Annotated in this window: 13 protein-coding genes and 1 tRNA gene; 12 read left to right on the top strand and 2 right to left on the bottom strand. The window is 73.9% G+C overall.

The annotated features are described in order from the left end of the window. The first annotated feature begins 7 nt into the window (after window positions 1-7). From proB to DEJ23_RS12770, 12 genes are all read left to right on the top strand, one after another. Window positions 8-826, top strand: a complete 819-nt coding sequence (gene proB / locus DEJ23_RS12825; protein ID WP_258375523.1) for a glutamate 5-kinase — start codon at window positions 8-10, stop codon at window positions 824-826. A gap of 368 nt (window positions 827-1,194) precedes the next feature. Beyond that, entirely contained in the window at window positions 1,195-2,460 is a 1,266-nt protein-coding gene (locus tag DEJ23_RS12820) for a glutamate-5-semialdehyde dehydrogenase (RefSeq protein ID WP_111240639.1), read from the top strand. 44 nt (window positions 2,461-2,504) lie between these two features. Continuing rightward, on the top strand, window positions 2,505-2,705 hold the full coding sequence (locus DEJ23_RS12815) for a hypothetical protein (RefSeq protein ID WP_111240638.1): 201 nt from the start codon (window positions 2,505-2,507) through the stop codon (window positions 2,703-2,705). Window positions 2,706-2,716: 11 nt separating this feature from the next. After that, window positions 2,717-3,316 carry a nicotinate-nucleotide adenylyltransferase gene (gene nadD, locus DEJ23_RS12810; RefSeq protein ID WP_111240637.1) on the top strand — a complete coding sequence of 200 codons (600 nt, stop codon included), beginning with the start codon at window positions 2,717-2,719 and terminating at the stop codon, window positions 3,314-3,316. Continuing rightward, a complete protein-coding gene (locus DEJ23_RS12805) occupies window positions 3,313-4,872 on the top strand; it encodes a hypothetical protein (RefSeq protein WP_111240636.1) in 1,560 nt (519 codons plus the stop codon). Before nadD ends, DEJ23_RS12805 begins: the two co-directional genes overlap by 4 nt. A 145-nt stretch (window positions 4,873-5,017) precedes the next feature. Next, window positions 5,018-5,392, top strand: coding sequence for a ribosome silencing factor (gene rsfS / locus DEJ23_RS12800; RefSeq protein WP_111240635.1), 375 nt, complete (start codon window positions 5,018-5,020; stop codon window positions 5,390-5,392). Window positions 5,393-5,498: 106 nt separating this feature from the next. Then, window positions 5,499-5,571: transfer RNA gene (locus DEJ23_RS12795), tRNA-Ala, on the top strand. Between the two features lie 117 nt (window positions 5,572-5,688). Continuing rightward, window positions 5,689-6,612, top strand: coding sequence for an aldose 1-epimerase family protein (locus DEJ23_RS12790; protein ID WP_111240634.1), 924 nt, complete (start codon window positions 5,689-5,691; stop codon window positions 6,610-6,612). Then, complete coding sequence (locus tag DEJ23_RS12785) at window positions 6,591-8,105, top strand: anthranilate synthase component I family protein (RefSeq protein ID WP_111240633.1); 1,515 nt, start codon at window positions 6,591-6,593, stop codon at window positions 8,103-8,105. The genes DEJ23_RS12790 and DEJ23_RS12785 overlap by 22 nt, the downstream gene beginning before the upstream one ends. 109 nt (window positions 8,106-8,214) lie before the next feature. After that, complete coding sequence (locus tag DEJ23_RS12780) at window positions 8,215-9,075, top strand: hypothetical protein (protein ID WP_146240300.1); 861 nt, start codon at window positions 8,215-8,217, stop codon at window positions 9,073-9,075. Window positions 9,076-9,152: 77 nt separating this feature from the next. After that, window positions 9,153-10,763 (top strand): DNA polymerase Y family protein, encoded by a 1,611-nt coding sequence (locus DEJ23_RS12775; RefSeq protein ID WP_375342279.1) that lies wholly within the window; start codon window positions 9,153-9,155, stop codon window positions 10,761-10,763. Window positions 10,764-10,773: 10 nt separating this feature from the next. Continuing rightward, on the top strand, window positions 10,774-14,205 hold the full coding sequence (locus tag DEJ23_RS12770; protein ID WP_111240631.1) for an error-prone DNA polymerase: 3,432 nt from the start codon (window positions 10,774-10,776) through the stop codon (window positions 14,203-14,205). 84 nt (window positions 14,206-14,289) lie between these two features. On the opposite strand, the gene DEJ23_RS12765 is transcribed toward DEJ23_RS12770, so the two are convergent. Further along, window positions 14,290-15,873 (bottom strand): cell wall metabolism sensor histidine kinase WalK, encoded by a 1,584-nt coding sequence (locus DEJ23_RS12765; RefSeq protein WP_111240630.1) that lies wholly within the window; start codon window positions 15,871-15,873, stop codon window positions 14,290-14,292. Continuing rightward, complete coding sequence (locus tag DEJ23_RS12760; RefSeq protein WP_111240629.1) at window positions 15,870-16,547, bottom strand: response regulator transcription factor; 678 nt, start codon at window positions 16,545-16,547, stop codon at window positions 15,870-15,872. The genes DEJ23_RS12765 and DEJ23_RS12760 overlap by 4 nt, the downstream gene beginning before the upstream one ends. Window positions 16,548-16,704: the final 157 nt, after the last annotated feature.

The raw sequence follows: 16,704 nt of genomic DNA, 5'->3' as shown, positions 1-16,704 counted from the left end.
TCCGGGCATGACCGACACGACCGCGCGCACGGACCTCGGCCCCGTCGCCCGACGCCAGGACGTCCCGCGTGCGCGCCGGCTCGTGGTCAAGGTCGGTTCGTCGTCGGTGAGCGGCGACAACACCGGCCAGATCGCCGCACTCGTCGACGCCCTGGCAGCGGCGCACGCGCGCGGGACCGAGGTCGTCCTGGTGTCCTCCGGCGCGATCGCGACCGGCTTCCCGTTCCTCGGGCTCGACGGGCGTCCGGACGACCTCGCCACCCAGCAGGCTGCCGCGGCGACGGGGCAGAACGTCCTGATGTTCCGGTACCAGAAGGAGCTCGACCGGCACGGGGTCGTCGCGGCGCAGATCCTGCTCACCGCGGGGGACCTGCAGAACCCGACGCACCGGGTGAACGCCCAGCGCGCCGTGGACCGGCTGCTCGCGCTGCGTGTGCTGCCGATCGTCAACGAGAACGACACGGTCGCCACGCACGAGATCCGCTTCGGCGACAACGACCGGCTCGCGGCGCTCGTGGGGCGGCTCCTCCGGGCTGACGCGCTGGTGCTGCTGTCGGACGTCGAGTCGCTGTACACGCGTCCGCCGGAGCACCCGGACGCCGAGCCCATCGACGAGGTCCCGTTCGGGGACGAGCTCGCCGGGGTCACCTTCGGGTCGATCGGCACAGCCGGGGTCGGCACCGGGGGAGCAGGGACGAAGGTCGCCGCAGCCCGGTTGGCCGCGGAGGCCGGGACCTCGGTGCTCGTGACGGCGACCTCGCTGGTCGACCGGGCACTCGCCGGCGAGCACGTCGGCACCTGGTTCCACGCGGCTCCGCGCGGCTGACGCCGGCGTCGGCCCGAGTGCGCGTCGCGCGGCCTGGAGGCCCGGCCCGGCCCCGAGACGCCGGCGTCGGCCCGAGACACCCCGGCCTCGCCGAGACGCCCCGGCTTCCGGCGGCGTCTCGCGCACGCGAGGGCGTCTGGCGCTGACGCCGGCGTCCCGCGCACCGACCCCTCGGCGTCGCCGCCCCGAGACACCGGCGTCTCGAGGCGATGACCCGGGCCGCCCGGGCCGTGCCCGCGTGCCCGCGTGCCTGCGTGCCCGCGTGCGCGCGTGCGGAGACTCCTGCACAGGGGTGACGCCTCCAGGCCGTGTCCACAGGTGTGACGGGACCAGCGTCACGCGCGCGGGGACCGACCTAGTATCGGACCATGTCGACGACCGTCACCGCCCCCACCCTCACCGACAAGCTCGTCGCCGCCCGCGACGCCTCGTCGGCGCTCGCGACGGCCACCACCGCGGTCAAGGACGAGGCGCTCCGCGCCGTCGCCGCAGCGGTGCGCACGGGGACGGACGCCATCGTCGCCGCGAACCACGAGGACCTCGTGGCGGGGGAGGAGAGCGGGCTCTCCTCGGGGCTCCTCGACCGCCTGCGCCTCGACGCCGCCCGCATCGAGGCACTCGCCGCCGCGGTCGAGCACGTGGTCGGTCTGACCGACCCGGTCGGCGAGCACGTCCGCGGTTCGCGGCTGCCGAACGGCCTGCAGCTCACGCAGGTGCGGGTGCCGTTCGGCGTCGTCGGCGCCATCTACGAGGCGCGGCCGAACGTCACCGTCGACATCGCCGCGCTCGCGCTGAAGAGCGGCAACGCCGTGGTCCTGCGGGGCGGGTCGGCCGCGCAGCGCACGAACGCAGAGCTCGTCGAGCGCATCCGTCAGGCGGTGGCCTCGGTCGGGCTGCCGGCGGACCTCGTCCAGACGATCGACGAGTTCGGTCGGCAGGGCGCGACGGAGCTCATGCGGGCTCGGGGCCTGGTCGACGTGCTCGTGCCGCGGGGGAGCGCCTCGCTCATCCAGGCGGTCGTCACCGAGTCGCAGGTGCCCGTGATCGAGACCGGCGCCGGCGTGGTGCACGTGTTCCTCGACGCGTCGGCACCGCTCGACCGCTCGGTCGACATCGTCCTCAACAGCAAGGTGCAGCGCCCGAGCGTCTGCAACGCCCTCGAGACCCTGCTCGTGCACGAACAGGCCGCCGAGCGGTTGCTGCCCGTGCTGGCCGACCGGCTGCGCGCCGCCGGGGTGACCCTGCGCGGCGACGACGCGACCCGGACGATCGTGCCGGGCGTGCTCCGCGCGACCGAGGCGGACTGGGGGACCGAATCGATGGACCTCGACCTGTCCGTCCGCGTCGTGGCGGACGTCGACGCGGCGATGGCACACATCGCCCGGTGGTCGACGCACCACACCGAGTCGATCGTCACGAACGACGTCGACACGGCCGAGCGCTTCCTGGCCGGCGTGGACTCGGCAGTCGTGATGGCGAACGCCTCGACACGCTTCACCGACGGCGGCGAGTTCGGCTTCGGCGCCGAGGTGGGGATCTCGACGCAGAAGCTGCACGCGCGCGGTCCGATGGGCCTGCCCGAACTCACGAGCACCAAGTGGATCGTGCGCGGGCAGGGACAGATCCGCGGCTAGACTGGGCGGCGACTTCCCACCCGATCGAACGGAGCACCGGACCGATGACCTTCCTCGCTGAAGCCGCTGAGCACGCCTCCGGGGTCCCCGCCTACGTGTACCCGCTCGTCGGCGCCCTGTTCTTCACCTTCCTCGGGTTCGTGACGTGGAGCTTCCGCGACGTGGCCTACCGTCACTCCCACAAGTTCGAGGCCACCCGCCACCACGAGACGGGTGTCGACGAGTTCGGTCACACCAAGCTCTGACACGCCGCTCGATGCTCGAGAGCACGGGGCGCCCACGCGTCGGCGTGATGGGTGGCACGTTCGACCCGATCCACCACGGGCACCTCGTGGCGGCGTCGGAGGTCGCGCGTGCGTTCGACCTGGACGAGGTCGTCTTCGTCCCCACCGGTCAGCCGTACATGAAGTCGGACGTCACCGACGCCGAACACCGTTACCTCATGACCGTCGTGGCCACGGCCTCGAACCCGATGTTCACCGTCAGCCGCGTGGACATCGACCGGCCGGGCCCGACCTACACGATCGACACGCTCCGTGACCTGCGCGAACAGCGTCCCGATGCGCAGCTCGTCTTCATCTCGGGTGCCGACGCCGTTCAGCAGATCCTCGACTGGAAAGACCATGATGGGCTCTGGGACCTCGCGCACTTCGTCGCGGTCACACGCCCGGGCCATGATCTCAGCATCACCGGACTGCCCGAACGTGACGTGAGCTTGCTCGAAGTCCCCGCACTGGCGATATCCTCGACCGATTGCCGCGACCGGGTCAGGCGCGGCCACCCCGTGTGGTACTTGGTCCCAGACGGTGTCGTCCAGTACATCTCCAAGCACCATCTGTATCGGAGCGTTGCATGAGTTCGTCCGACGCGCAGCCGCCTCTCTCGCGGCGCCAGGCGCGCGAGCGGGAGCGTGCCGCCGCGGCCAGCGGGCAGCCGGTCACGCCGCCGCCGACCGTCGCGGACCCGACCGACCAGCCCGAGGGTCGTCGTCGGCCGGGGTCGCACGTCGCGCCGTCGCCGAGCGGCCCCGCCCAGTCCGCTGCCCGCCCGACCAGCGGCGGTGCACCCGGGTCGACGGGCGGGGTGTTCCCCCTCGCTCCGGCTCCGGCCTCGGCGACCGAGATCGTCCCGGGCACCGGTGGGCTCACGCGCCGTCAGCTCCGCCTGATGCGCGAGGCCGAGGGGCACGCCGTGCAGCCCGTGCCGCTGCAGGCGCCGACGCCGCACTCGTCGGACCGCACGGTGCAGGACGTGATCGGTTCCGTCGACCGCCTCGACGAGGACGCCCAGCGCGTGCGTCCCGCGTCCGCGATCGCCCCGCGTCCCACGCCGGCCCCCGCCCCCGAGCGTGCCGCACCGGACCGGCCCGACGCCGCCGAGCGCCCTTCGCCGACCGCGGGGGATCGGCCGGCCTCCGCGCAGAGCGCGGTCCGCTCGGCCGAGGTCCCCCTCGCGCCCACCCCCGCGATCGACGCGCGGCACGACGACCAGACCGACCGAGCCGCTGCGGGGAGTGCAGCCGATCGGCACCAGGACGGGTCGGAGCCGCAGACCGAGACGGAGCTGCTCGACCCCGCTGCAGTGGCACAGGCGACCGAGGCCGACGGTTCGCCCGACGCCGTCGAGTCGCTGAGCGAAGCCGTGGCGCACGCCGAGGAGCCCCGCCGCCACCGCTCGACGTGGGCACCACCGGAGGACGACGAAGCCGACTCCGCGACCGCAGGGGCCGGTGATGCGGAGCGTTCGGTGGCAGTCCCGCCGACGCCGTCGTCCTCGACGCCCGTGGTCTTCCCGCTGTCGCTCGACGACGACACGAACGAGGTCCCGGTCCAGCGTCCGACGCCCGCCACCGCGAGTCGCGCTGACGCGGACGCCGACGCCGAAGCGCCGCGCGTGCCGGCTGCGTTCCAGCGGCGCCCCGAGCCCAAGCCGGTCACCACCGCCTTCGAGCCGCCCGCTGGTCACTGGTCCCAGCAGGCGGACGACGTCGAGGTGCACGACACGACCGGCACCCGTCGTGTCGCCGTGCAGGACACGAACTCGATCGTCCTGCCGAACTCGGCACTCGCGGACCCGACCGGCGCGCTGAACGCCACCGGTGAGGTCATCCTGACCGGGTCGATCGACCTGCCCGCGTCGCTGTCCTCGACCGGGTCGCACCGGCCGATCGACGGTGCCGAGGTTGACCGTCTGCTCGAGCAGCACGACGAGCAGCCCGAGACCGACGCGAGCCCCGTCCGCGCGAGCCGTGCGGTGTCGAGCCACACGTCGACGCGCCAGGTCGTGCTCGCGGCCGCGAAGCCGAAGGAGTCGCGCACGCCGGTGATCCTCGGCGTCACGGTCGGCGCCGTCGGCCTGGCCGCCGCGGGCGTCATCATTGTCGCCCTGCTCACCACGCACTTCGGCGGCTGAGCGCCCGCCCCCGACCGACTGCCCCTGACCACCCCGTCGCACCGGCCCGAGCCCTCCCGGCCTGGCCGCTGTCGGCGGGGTGGCCTATGATCAGGACCCATCACACGGACCCACGCCACGCGGGTCCGACGACCGGAAGGACTCCGTGACCGCCTCCTCACGCGCACTGGAACTCGTGCAGATCGCCGCCCAGGCTGCCGACGCGAAGCAGGCCGACGACCTCGTCGCCCTCGACGTGACCGGGCCGCTGCAGCTCACCGACGTGTTCCTGCTCGCGACCGGTCGGAACGAGCGCAACGTGCTCGCCATCGCTGACGAGGTCGAGGACCGCATGATCGCGGCCGGTGCCAAGCCCCTCCGTCGCGAGGGGCGCGCGGAGGGCCGCTGGGTCCTCATCGACTTCGGTGACGTCGTCGTGCACGTCTTCCACGAGGAAGACCGCCAGTACTACTCGCTCGAGCGCCTCTGGTCGGACTGCCCGACCATCCCGCTCGAGCTGCCCGTCGACCACACCGCGTAGGCGCGACGCGCCCGGGTGACGGAGCTGATTTCGTCACCCGGCGTTCGCGTGGTGTACGCTTCCATGGTGCCTCCGGGAACGGAGAACACAACGAAGAAGTGAACATGGGTCTGTGGCGCAGCTGGTAGCGCACCTGCATGGCATGCAGGGGGTCAGGGGTTCGAGTCCCCTCAGATCCACCCAGGAGTCGGAACCCCACTGCTGGTGACACGGTCACCGGCAGTGGGGTTTCGTCGTGTTGCAACGGGTTCCGCCCGCGTCCGGTCGACGTCTCCCGCGCCACTACGCTGTTGCGCATGAGCAACGACGCGCCCCTGTCCGGATCCGCCCTGACGATCACCGCCGGCGGGTACACCGCCGAGATCGCGTCGGTGGGGGCGTCGCTCCGGACGCTGCGCTCCGGCGGCCGTGACCTGGTCGTCCCGTTCGCCGCGGACGAGGTCCGTCCGGCGTTCCGCGGCGCCGTCCTCGCGCCGTGGCCGAACCGGGTCGTCGATGGCCGCTACACCTTCGGAGGGCAGGAGCACGAGCTCGCCCTGACCGAACCGAAGCGGCACCACGCCCTGCACGGGCTCGTCGCATGGACCGACTTCCGCACCGTCGCGCACGAGCCGGACCGCGCGGTGCTCGCCACGACGGTGCCTGCGCAGGAGGGGTACCCGTACCGCGTCGAGGTCGTCGTCGAGTACCGCGTCGACGGCGACGGGCTGCACACCACGATCACGGGGACGAACACCGGTGTCGACGCAGCACCGTGGGGGACCGGGCCGCACCCCTACCTCGTCGCCGGCGAGGGTCGCGTCGACGACTGGACGCTGACGCTGCCCGCCGCCGAGGTGCTCGAGGTCACCGAGGACCGTCTCGTCCCCACCGGCCTCGCCCCCGTGCACGACGCCTTCGACCTGCGCACCGCGACCCCGATCGGCGACCGCTTCATCGACCACGCCTTCACCGGCTTCGACCGCGATGCCGAGGGCCTCGCCACCATCGTGCTCACCGCGGCGGACGGGCACGGGGTGCGCGTGTCCTTCGGGCCCGAGTGCGGGTGGGCGCAGGTGCACACGGCCGACCACGTCGTGCCGGAGTACCACCGCGTCGGTCTCGCCGTCGAGCCGATGACCTGCGCGCCGGACGCGTTCAACGCCGGCGAGGACGCGGGCCTCGTCGTGCTCGACCCCGGTGCCGCGCACGCAGCTTCGTGGACGATCGCGGCGGTCTGACCGGACCCCGGGTCGTCGCGCGGCGTCTGGACGCGACCCCGGACCTCGGAGCACTGGCCGACGCGACCCGTGGTGACGTCGTCTGGCTCGACTCCGGGCTGCCGGACGGCGCCCCCGACACCGCCCACGAGCGCGCCCGCTGGTCCGTGCTGGCGCGGACCGACGGCCCGTTCGCGACCCGGTTCCGGCACCAGGCGCGTCGTGCAGTCGTGGACGTCCCGCCCGCCGCCGAGCGGTGGTTCGGGCGCTCCCGCGTCGAGGACCGCCCGGCGTTCACCGTGCTCGGCGACCTGCTCGACAGCACGCCGTCCGTCGACGCACCGGTGCCGGGCCTGGGGTTCGCACTGGGGTGGGTCGGGTTCCTCGGCTACGAGCTCGGACGCGAGTCCGGCGGCCCGGACCGCACCGCCGACGGCCACGCCGACGCGGAGTTGTGGTTCGTCGACCGCGCGGTCGTCGTGCACGCCGACGGACGCGCCTGGGCGCTCGCACTGGTGGTCGACGACGACCCGGCGGCCGGTGCGGCGAACCAGGCGTGGCTCGAGGGCCCGCACACCGGACGGACGCGGGTCGACGTGGCGGACGCGGCCCCGGGCCTCCCGGTCGGCGCGACCGGACGGGTGTCGCGCACCGCGTACGAGGCTGCGGTCGAGACCTGTCGTGCGGAGATCCGTGACGGGAACGCCTTCCAGGTGTGCCTCACCACCGCCTTCGCGGTCGGCACGGTCGGCACGGTCGGACGGGAGGCCAGGGTCGCCCCCGGCGCGGACCCGCACCTGGACGAGTACCTGCGACTGCGTCGTGCCGACCCGGTCCCGTTCGGCGCGTACCTGCGGCTCGGCCCCCTGCGGGTCGCCAGCCGGTCGCCGGAGCGGTTCCTGAGCATCGGTGCGGACGGCTCGGTGGTCGCCGAGCCGATCAAGGGCACGCGGCGACGCGACCCGGACCCGGAGCGCGACGCGGTCGTCCGCGCGGGACTCGTGTCGAGCGCGAAGGACCGCGCCGAGAACGTCATGATCGTCGACCTGCTGCGGAACGACCTGCTCCGCACCGCTGTGCCGGGGTCCGTGCACGTGGAGCGGCTCTGCGACGTCGAGACCTACGCGAGCGTGCACCAGTTCGTGTCGACGGTCTCGGCGGTGCTGCCGGAGGGGGCGTCGCGGGCGGCGGTCGTGCGTGCCGCCTTCCCGCCGGGGTCGATGACCGGGGCGCCGAAGATCAGCGCGATGGCGATCGCGGACCGGCTCGAGGACGCACCGCGGGGCGTGTACTCGGGGGTGGTCGGGTACTTCTCGGCGGACGGGTCGGTCGACCTGTCGGTGGCCATCCGCACACTGGTGACGGTCTTCGACGCCCGGGGTGCCGAGCGGTCGCGGTCGTACGGGGCCGGGGGTGCGGTGACGTGGTCCTCGGTCGCGGCGGACGAGGCGGACGAGGTCGAGACGAAGACGCGGTCGGTGTTCGGGGCGCTGGGGGTCACGGCGCGCTGGTGAACCTCCACGTGCCGCCTGACGGTGCGGTGCGTGGCGTCTGCTCGGGCGTCGAACGCGTGTTCGAGCGGCTGTCCACCCGATGTCGGACCCGGTTGACATCATCGAACACATGTTCGAATATGAGGGCATGCAGTCGGCGGCGGCACTCCTGTCGCCCGGGTCCGAGGGGGCGTCCGGGCGCGATGCCCCTGACCGCTCCGCCGCACGGTCCGGTGCGGCGCGGCCGACCCGACGCGTCGACCACCTGGGGGACGCCCGGGCGGCACTCGAACGCATCACGGCGCTGCGTTCCCGCGTGGCCGAGATGGAAGCGCCGCGGGTCGACGTCCAGGGGCTGCCCACCGCCACGGCGCTGCAGCCCCTGCTGCCGGGTGGCGCGATCCGCGTCGGCGGCTCCTACGCCGTGCAGGAGTCGGTGCTCCTCGCGATGACCATGCTGCAGGCGGCCTCGGCCGAGGGTGCCTGGTGCGCCGTCGTCGGTGTGCCGTCGTTCGGTGTCGAGGCGGCTGCGGCGATGGGCATCGACCTCGAACGGCTCGTGCTCGTCCCCGATCCCGGCGACCAGTGGCTCACCGTGACCGCAGCGCTCGCCGACGTCGCCCAGATCGTCCTGACCCGGCCGCTCGGTCGTGTGGTGCCCGGTGACGTCTCCCGGCTCTCCGCGCGGCTCCGACAGCGCGGCGGAGCGCTCGTCGCGCTCGGGTCCTGGCCGGGGGCCGACGTGACGCTGCGGGTGACGGAGTCGGTGTGGAGCGGGATCGGCGACGGTCACGGGCACCTGGCGGAGCGCCGGGCCACGGTGACGGCATCGGGTCGTGCGGGAGCGGGACGGCCGGTCAGCGCCGACCTGCTGCTGCCGGCGGCCGACGGTGCGGTGCGACCCGCGGTGGTCGGCGCTGCCGGCGCTGCCGGCGCTTCCGGTGGTGCGGACTCGTCGCGCGTGCTGCGTCCCGTCGCGGTGGCGTCGTGAGCCCCCGCGGACGGGCACGGGCGGCCGCACCCCTGGCACCCGCCAGGAGCGGCGTCGGGGTACCCGGTCCGGGTGCGGTGCGCGCCGACGCCCTGGCGCGCGGGGGAGCCCTGCCCGAGCCACCGCCCGCCCGCACGATCGTGCTGTGGTGCCCGGACTGGCCCGTGATCGCTGCCGCCCGCGCGGCCGGTTCACCACCCGACCACCCGTTCGCCCTGGTGGCGAAGGGACTGGTGTTCGCCAGTTCGGCCAGCGCCCGGCAGCAGGGGGTCGTCCGGGGGCTCCGCGTGCGCGAGGCCCAGGCACGTTGCCCGGAACTCGTGGTCGAACCGTACGACGACGCCCTCGACCACCGCGCGTTCGAACCCGTCATCCGCGCGATCGAGGAAGCGGTCCCCGGGGTCGAGGTCCTGCGGCCCGGCACGGTCGCCCTGCGCTCCCGGGGGCCGGCGCGGTACTACGGCGGCGAGCGGGCGGCGGCGGCGACCCTCGCGGGCATCGCGGCCGACCACGGTGCCCCCGGCGTGCGGGCCGGGGTGGCGGACACGCCGTTCGCGGCGGAGCAGGCCGCGCGGGCGAGACCGGCGCGGCCGGGGGAGCGGGTGCGGATCGTGCCCGTCGGCGGCTCGGCGGCGTTCCTGGCGGACCTGCCGCTCGGGGTGCTCGGCGACCCCGACCTGGCGATGGTGCTCGGGCGGTTGGGCATCGCCACCCTCGGTGACTTCGCGGCGCTCGGCGACGAGCAGGTGCGGGACCGGTTCGGCGTCGCCGGGGCGTTCCTGCACCGGCTCGCGGGCGGACGCGACCCGAGGGAGGTCGCGGCGCGTGCGGTGCCGCCGGAGCTCCGGGTCGAGGCGTCCTTCGAGCCCCCGCTCGACCGCGCCGACCAGGTGGCGTTCGCGTTCCGGCGCTCGGCGGACGACTTCGCCGCCCGGCTGCGTGCGGCCGGACTCGTCGCCACCACGATCCGAGTGGGCATCGTCGACGAGCGCGACCTGCTGCTCGAGCGCACCTGGGTGCACCCGCGCTGGTTCGACGCCGCGGACGTGGTCGACCGGGTGCGGTGGCAGCTCGCGGGCGGGGTGGACCCCACGGGGCTCGAGGCGCCCGTGGTCCAGGTCGTGCTCGAGCCGGTCGCGGTCGACGACGCCGCGAACCACGAGCGCGGACTCTGGGGCACCGGCCCGGACGAGCGCGTGCACCACGCCCTCGCCCGCGTGCAGGGACTCGTCGGGCACGAGGGCGTGGTGACCCCGCGGATCGGCGGCGGCCGCACCCTGGCCGAACGCGTCGTGCTCGTGCCGTGGGGAGACGCGCCCGTCGGGGGCGAGCGGGCACTGGCGACCGTGCGTGACCGCCCGTGGCCGGGCAAGCTGCCCGGGCCACCACCCGCGACCGTCCTCGAGCGGCCCCGACCGGTGGACGTCGTGGCCGCCGGGGGCGACAGCGTGGACGTCGACGAGCGCGGAGCGCTGACCGGTGCGCCGGAGCGGTTCCGTGCCGAGGGGGAGCGTGGTGGCCGGTTCGCCCCGGTGACCGCGTGGGCCGGGCCATGGCCGCTCGTCGTGCGGTGGTGGGAGGCCGGCGGACGGCGGCTGCACCGGCTGCAGCTCGTCGACGGCGACGGCCGTGCCTGGTACCTGGTGCTCGCCGACCACCGGTGGTGGGCCGAGGCGGTCGCGACGTGAAGGAGTCCTGATGGGGTACAGCAACCCACCCGTCCCGTGGTCGCAGTTCGAGCGCGCCCTGTCGGACAAGCGCCCGGACAGCACGCACGCCGGTGACGGCGGCGACAGTCCGGCGTGGTCGCGCAAGCGGTCCCGGTACGTCCCCCCGCCGACAGCGTCGGACGACGACGTCCCGGTCGTGCCGTACGCCGAGCTCCACGCGCACTCGACCTTCAGCTTCCTCGACGGGGCGAGCGGTCCCGAGCACCTGGTCGAGGAAGCCGCCCGTCTGCACCTGCACGGCCTCGCGCTGACCGACCACGACGGGTTCTACGGTGCCGCCCGGATGGCCGAGGTGGCCGAGGCGTACCCGACCGTGACGACCGTGTACGGCACCGAGCTGTCCCTCGGGCTGACCGAGCCGCAGAACGGCGTCCCCGACCCCGAGGGCACGCACCTGCTGCTGCTCGCCGACGGCCAGGACGGCTACCACCGGCTCGCCGCGGCGGTCACCCGGGCGCACCTGGCCGCCGGCGCCGAGAAGGGGCGGCCGCAGTACGACCTCGACGACCTCGCGGCGCAGGCGGACGGGCACTGGCGGGTCCTCACCGGCTGCCGGAAGGGCACCGTGCGCCAGGCCCTCGAGCACGGGGGCGAGTCCGCGGCGGACGAGGCACTGCGCGCGCTGCTCGACCGCTTCGGCACGGCCGGGGTCGTCGTCGAGCTCACCGACCACGGCGAGCCGCTCGACACCGCCAGGAACGACGTCCTCGCGGCGCTCGCGGCACGGCACGGGCTGCCCGTCGTGGCGACGGGGAACGTGCACTACGCGACCCCCGACCGCTTCCCCGTGGCGACCGCGCTGGCGGCCGTGCGGGCCCGGCGGAGCCTGGACGAGATCGACGGCTGGTTGCCGGCGGCACCGACCGCCCACCTGCGCTCGGGTGCCGAGATGGCCCGACGCTTCGCGCGCTACCCGGGGGCGGTGGAGACGAGCGTCGAACTGGCCGACGAGCTCGGCTTCCGGCTGCGGAGCGCCAAGCCCGGTCTGCCCCACGTCGAGGTGCCGGAGGGGCACACCACGATGTCGTGGCTCCGCGAACTCACCTGGCGGGGGGCGAGGCGGTTCTACCCGGGCAGCGCGGACGGCGTCGACCCGCAGAAGCGCGAGCGCATCGAGCGGGAGCTCTCCGTCATCGCGGACAAGGACTTCCCGGGGTACTTCCTGATCGTGCGGGACATGGTGCAGTACGCGCGGCAGCGGGGCATCCTGTGCCAGGGCCGCGGGTCGGCGGCGAACTCGGCGGTCTGCTACCTGCTCGAGATCACCGCGGTGGACTCGATCCGGTACGGGTTGCCGTTCGAGCGGTTCCTGTCGGCCATGCGGGACGAGGAGCCCGACATCGACGTCGACTTCGACTCGGACCGCCGCGAGGAGGTGATCCAGTACGTCTACGAGCAGTACGGGCGGTTCAACGCCGCCCAGGTCGCGAACGTCATCACCTACCGGCCGAAGGGCGCCGTCCGGGACATGGCGAAGGCGCTCGGGCACAGCCCCGGGCAGCAGGACGCCTGGTCGAAGCAGGTCGAGCGGTGGGGGTCGGTGACCGAGAGCCAGGACCACGACATCCCGGACACGGTGGTCGACATGGCCCAGCAGGTGCTCGGGTTCCCGCGGCACCTGGGCATCCACTCCGGGGGCATGGTGCTCACCGACCGTCCCGTGGGCGAGGTCGTGCCGATCGAGCACGCCCGGATGGACGGTCGGACCGTGCTGCAGTGGGACAAGGACGACTGCGCCTACATGGGGCTCGTGAAGTTCGACATGCTCGGGCTCGGGATGCTCGCGGCGCTGCAGTACGCGTTCGACCTGGCCGACGAGCACTGCGGGGAGCGCTGGGACATGCACTCCATCCCGAAGGAGGAACAGGGCGTCTACGACCAGCTGTGCCGGGCGGACACGATCGGGGTGTTCCAGGTGGAGTCCCGCGCGCAGATGGGCACGTTGCCGCGGCTGCTGCCCCGACGGTTCTACGACCTGGTCATCGAGGTCGCCCTGGTGCGCCCCGGACCGATCCAGGGCGGTGCCGTGCACCCGTACATCCGGCGGCGCACGGGCGAGGAACCGATCACCTACATCCACCCGTCGCTCGAGCCCGTGCTCGAGCGGACGCTCGGCGTGCCGCTGTTCCAGGAGCAGCTCATGCAGATGGCGATCGCCGTGGGCGGGTGCTCGGGGGACGACGCCGACCTGCTCCGTCGGGCGATGGGCTCGAAGCGGGGCCTCGAGAAGATCGAGCGGCTGCGCGAGAAGCTCTACGCGGGCATGGCGGCGAACGACATCCACGGCGCGGACGCCGACGCGATCTACGCGAAGATCCAGGCGTTCGCGAACTTCGGGTTCGCGGAGAGCCACTCGATCAGCTTCGCGCTCATCGTCTACGCGAGCGCCTGGATGCGGTTGCACTACCCGGGTGCGTTCCTGGCAGCACTGCTCCGGGCGCAACCGATGGGGTTCTACTCGCCGCAGACCCTGGTGGCGGACGCCCGACGGCACGGGGTGCGGGTCCTGCGGCCCGACATCCTCCGCTCGGCCGTCGACGCGACGCTGGAACCCCTGGACGGCCACGGCCACGGCGACGACGGGGCCGGAGCGCGGACCGGGGCCGACGCCTGCCTGGCCGAGGAGCAGCCGCCGGTGCTGCCGTTCGACGCCTCCCGCCCCGACGACACCGCCGAGCACCGCCGCGACGGTGCCTTCGCGGTCCGCCTGGGCCTGGCCGAGGTGGCCTCGCTGGGCCGCAGGAGCGCCGAGGCCATCGTCGCCGAGCGCGATGCGCACGGACCCTTCACCGACATGTCCGACCTGGCCCGCCGGGTGCGTCTCACGACGGCGCAGCTCGAGGCGCTGGCGGCGGCGGACGCCTTCGCCGGACTCGGCATCGACCGGCGCAGCGGCATGTGGTCCGCCGCACAGGCCGCTGCGGAGCGCCCCGACCAGCTGCCCGACACGCAGGTGACGGTGCAGCCGCCGCTCTTCGGGCAGATGACGAGCGGGGACGTCCTGATCGCCGACATGTGGTCGACCGGCATGACCACCGACGACCACCCCGTGCGGCACGTGCGGCCGCGCCTCGACGCCCGTGGGGTGCTCAGCGTGCTGGACACCGCGACGGCGGAGACCGGGCGGCGCGTCGAGGTCGGCGGGATCGTGACGCACCGGCAGCGTCCGGCGACGGCCTCGGGGATCACGTTCATGAACGTCGAGGACGAGACCGGACTGGTCAACGTGATCTGCAGCGTCGGGGTGTGGGGTCGGTACCGGCGGGTGGCGCGGGAGTCGCCGGCCGTCGTGGTGCGGGGGATCCTGGAGCGGTCGCCGGACGGGGTCGTGAACCTCGTGGCGGACCGGATCGAGCACCTCCCGCTGTCGGTACGGACCCGGTCGCGGGACTTCCAGTGACCGCGCCGGGAGCGGGACTCCTCGGAGCGCGGAGCGGGACCCCAGCGACCCGGCGTGGCGCGCCCGCTCCGCGGATCCAGACCGTCAGCCGGTGGGCTGCTCGTGCACCACGGGTACGCGCACGGTGACCTCGAGGCCACCGGAGCGGACGTTGCGGAGGGAAGCCGTGCCTCCCGACCGTTCCGCGATGGCGCGCACGATCGCGAGCCCGAGGCCGGATCCGCCCGGCGTCGGGGTCCCGCCGGTGGCCGGGTCCGGGTCACGGCGCGAGGTCCGGGCCTCGTCCGGGCGGGTGAACCGGTCGAACGCGACCGGGATGAACGACTCGGGCACGCCGGGGCCGTCGTCGGTGATCTGCAGGACGCCCTCGTCGCCCTCGACGCGCCAGGAGACGAAGACACCGCCGCCGCGGGGGAGCGCCGCGACCGCGTTGCTCGCGGTGTTCGTGACGAGCTGTGCGATGCCGCCGGTGTCGAGCCGGAAGCGCGGCTCCGCCGACCGTGCGTGGTCGGGGGACGGTCCACGGCCACCGAGGGCCGGACCGGCGGCGGTGCCGGAGCCGTCGGGCTCAGCGCTGCTGCCGGTGGGCGGTGGGGCCGGCGGCTCGAGGTCGAAGTCGACCGTGATGTCCTTCGCGGACGCGATGAGCCGGACGCGGTCCACGGCGGCCATCACCTCGTCGCCGAGGTCGCTCCACGAGGTCGTCGGCTGCGCGCCGTCCTGCTCGCGGCGCTCGGACTCCTCGATGCGGGACAGGGTGAGCAGGTCGTTCGCGAGACGCGAGAGCCGCGCGACGCTGCGCTTGGCGCGGTCGATGTGCGCCGCGAGCGCTACCGCGTCGTCACCGTCGAGCGAGGCGAGGTCGAGCTGTGTGGTGAGGATCGCGAGCGGTGTCCGCAGCTCGTGGCTGGCGTCCGAGACCATCTGCCGTTCCCGCTCGGTGGCCTGCCTGGTGCGGGCGAGGAAGGCGTTCAGGGTGGTGGCGAGCGACGCCAGCTCGTCCTGCGCGGGACCCACCGGCAACTCGGCGCGCTCGGGAGCGACGGAGAGCCGCTCCGCCTCGCGGCGCATCCGGTTCACCGGGCGGAGCGCAGCGGTGGCGAGCGCCCACGAGGCGACGCCGAACGCGATGAGGATCGCCAACCCGGTGAGGGACAGGGTGGTGGTCAGGTCGTCGACGACGATGGCCTCGGCCTGGGAGTTGCGCGCGGCCACGACGGTCCAGCGTCCGGCCTGGTTCACCGGGTGCTCGATCACGACGCGGTACTCGGAGCCGGACACCCTGATGAGCGAGGTCCCGGCCCGCGTCGACGTCAGGCTGCCGAGCGCGCGCTCGACCCGGGGCGGCATGGTCGACAGCCGGATCTGACCAGTCGGAGCGACGACCGCGACGAGTTGGGCGTTGCCCGGAGCCGACAGGTCGGGGTCGCTGTCCACCTCGAGGGTCGCCACGTACGGGTCCACGTCGGCGTCGAGCAGCGTGCGCGTGGCGCTGGCGACCACGCTCACGACCTGGAAGCGCATGACCAAGACGAGCAGGACGATCACGACCGCGGCGATGGCGGTCGAGCCGATGGTGATCCGAGCGCGGAGCGACAGCACGCGCAGGGGCCGGGGCAGCCCGTGTCGTCGTCGGGCCGGCCCGGACGTCGGAGCGGGGTCGGTCACGCCCCGAGCTGGTCGAGCCGGTAGCCGCGACCGCGGACGGTGGCGATCGCGACGGTCGCCTCGTGCGAGGTGAGCTTCTTGCGGAGGTACGAGATGTACTGCTCGACGACGTTCGGGTCGACGTGCTGCGAACCGTCCCAGACCTCCTCGAGGATCTTCGGGCGGTCGACGACGGTCCCGACCGAGCGGGCGAGCAGCCGGAGCAACGCGAACTCCGTCGGGCTGACCGCGACCCGCTGGCCCTTGATCGAGACCCGGCGTGCCTCGGAGTCGATCGCCACGTCCCCGACCTCGATCGTGCGCTGGCCCGAGGTCGACTCGCGGCGGGCGAGGGCGCGCAGGCGGGCGGTCAGCTCGGCGAAGGCGAAGGGCTTCGTCAGGTAGTCGTCGGCGCCGGCGTCGAGCCCGAAGACCCGGTCGTCCACGGCGTCGCGCGCGGTGACGAGCAGGATGCGGACCGGGTCCTCGCGCTCGCGGATGCGCCGTGCGAGCTCGAAGCCGGACATGCCCGGCATCATCACGTCGACGACCGCCAGGTCGAAGGCCTGGTCGCCGAGGGCGATGAGTGCCTCGACCCCGTTCTCCACCGCGGTGACGCGGTACCCCTCTGCTGCGAGCCCACGCTCCATGAGCGCGCGCATCTCGTCGTCGTCCTCGACCACCAACAGTCGCATGATCGACCTCCTCGGAGCCCATGGTGGCAGGGATCGCCCGGCTCGGGGACGATCCGGCACGGAACTCGCTGAATCTCGTCACAGCGACCCGGTCGGCGTCGCCCGGACAGGGGTAGGACGGCCCGTCCCGCGGAGAGGGGTATCGATGCCGAGGAGT

Origin of the sequence: Curtobacterium sp. MCSS17_008 (assembly GCF_003234185.1) — a bacterium.
Taxonomy (GTDB): domain Bacteria; phylum Actinomycetota; class Actinomycetes; order Actinomycetales; family Microbacteriaceae; genus Curtobacterium.
This window is presented reverse-complemented; position numbering and strand designations above follow the sequence as displayed.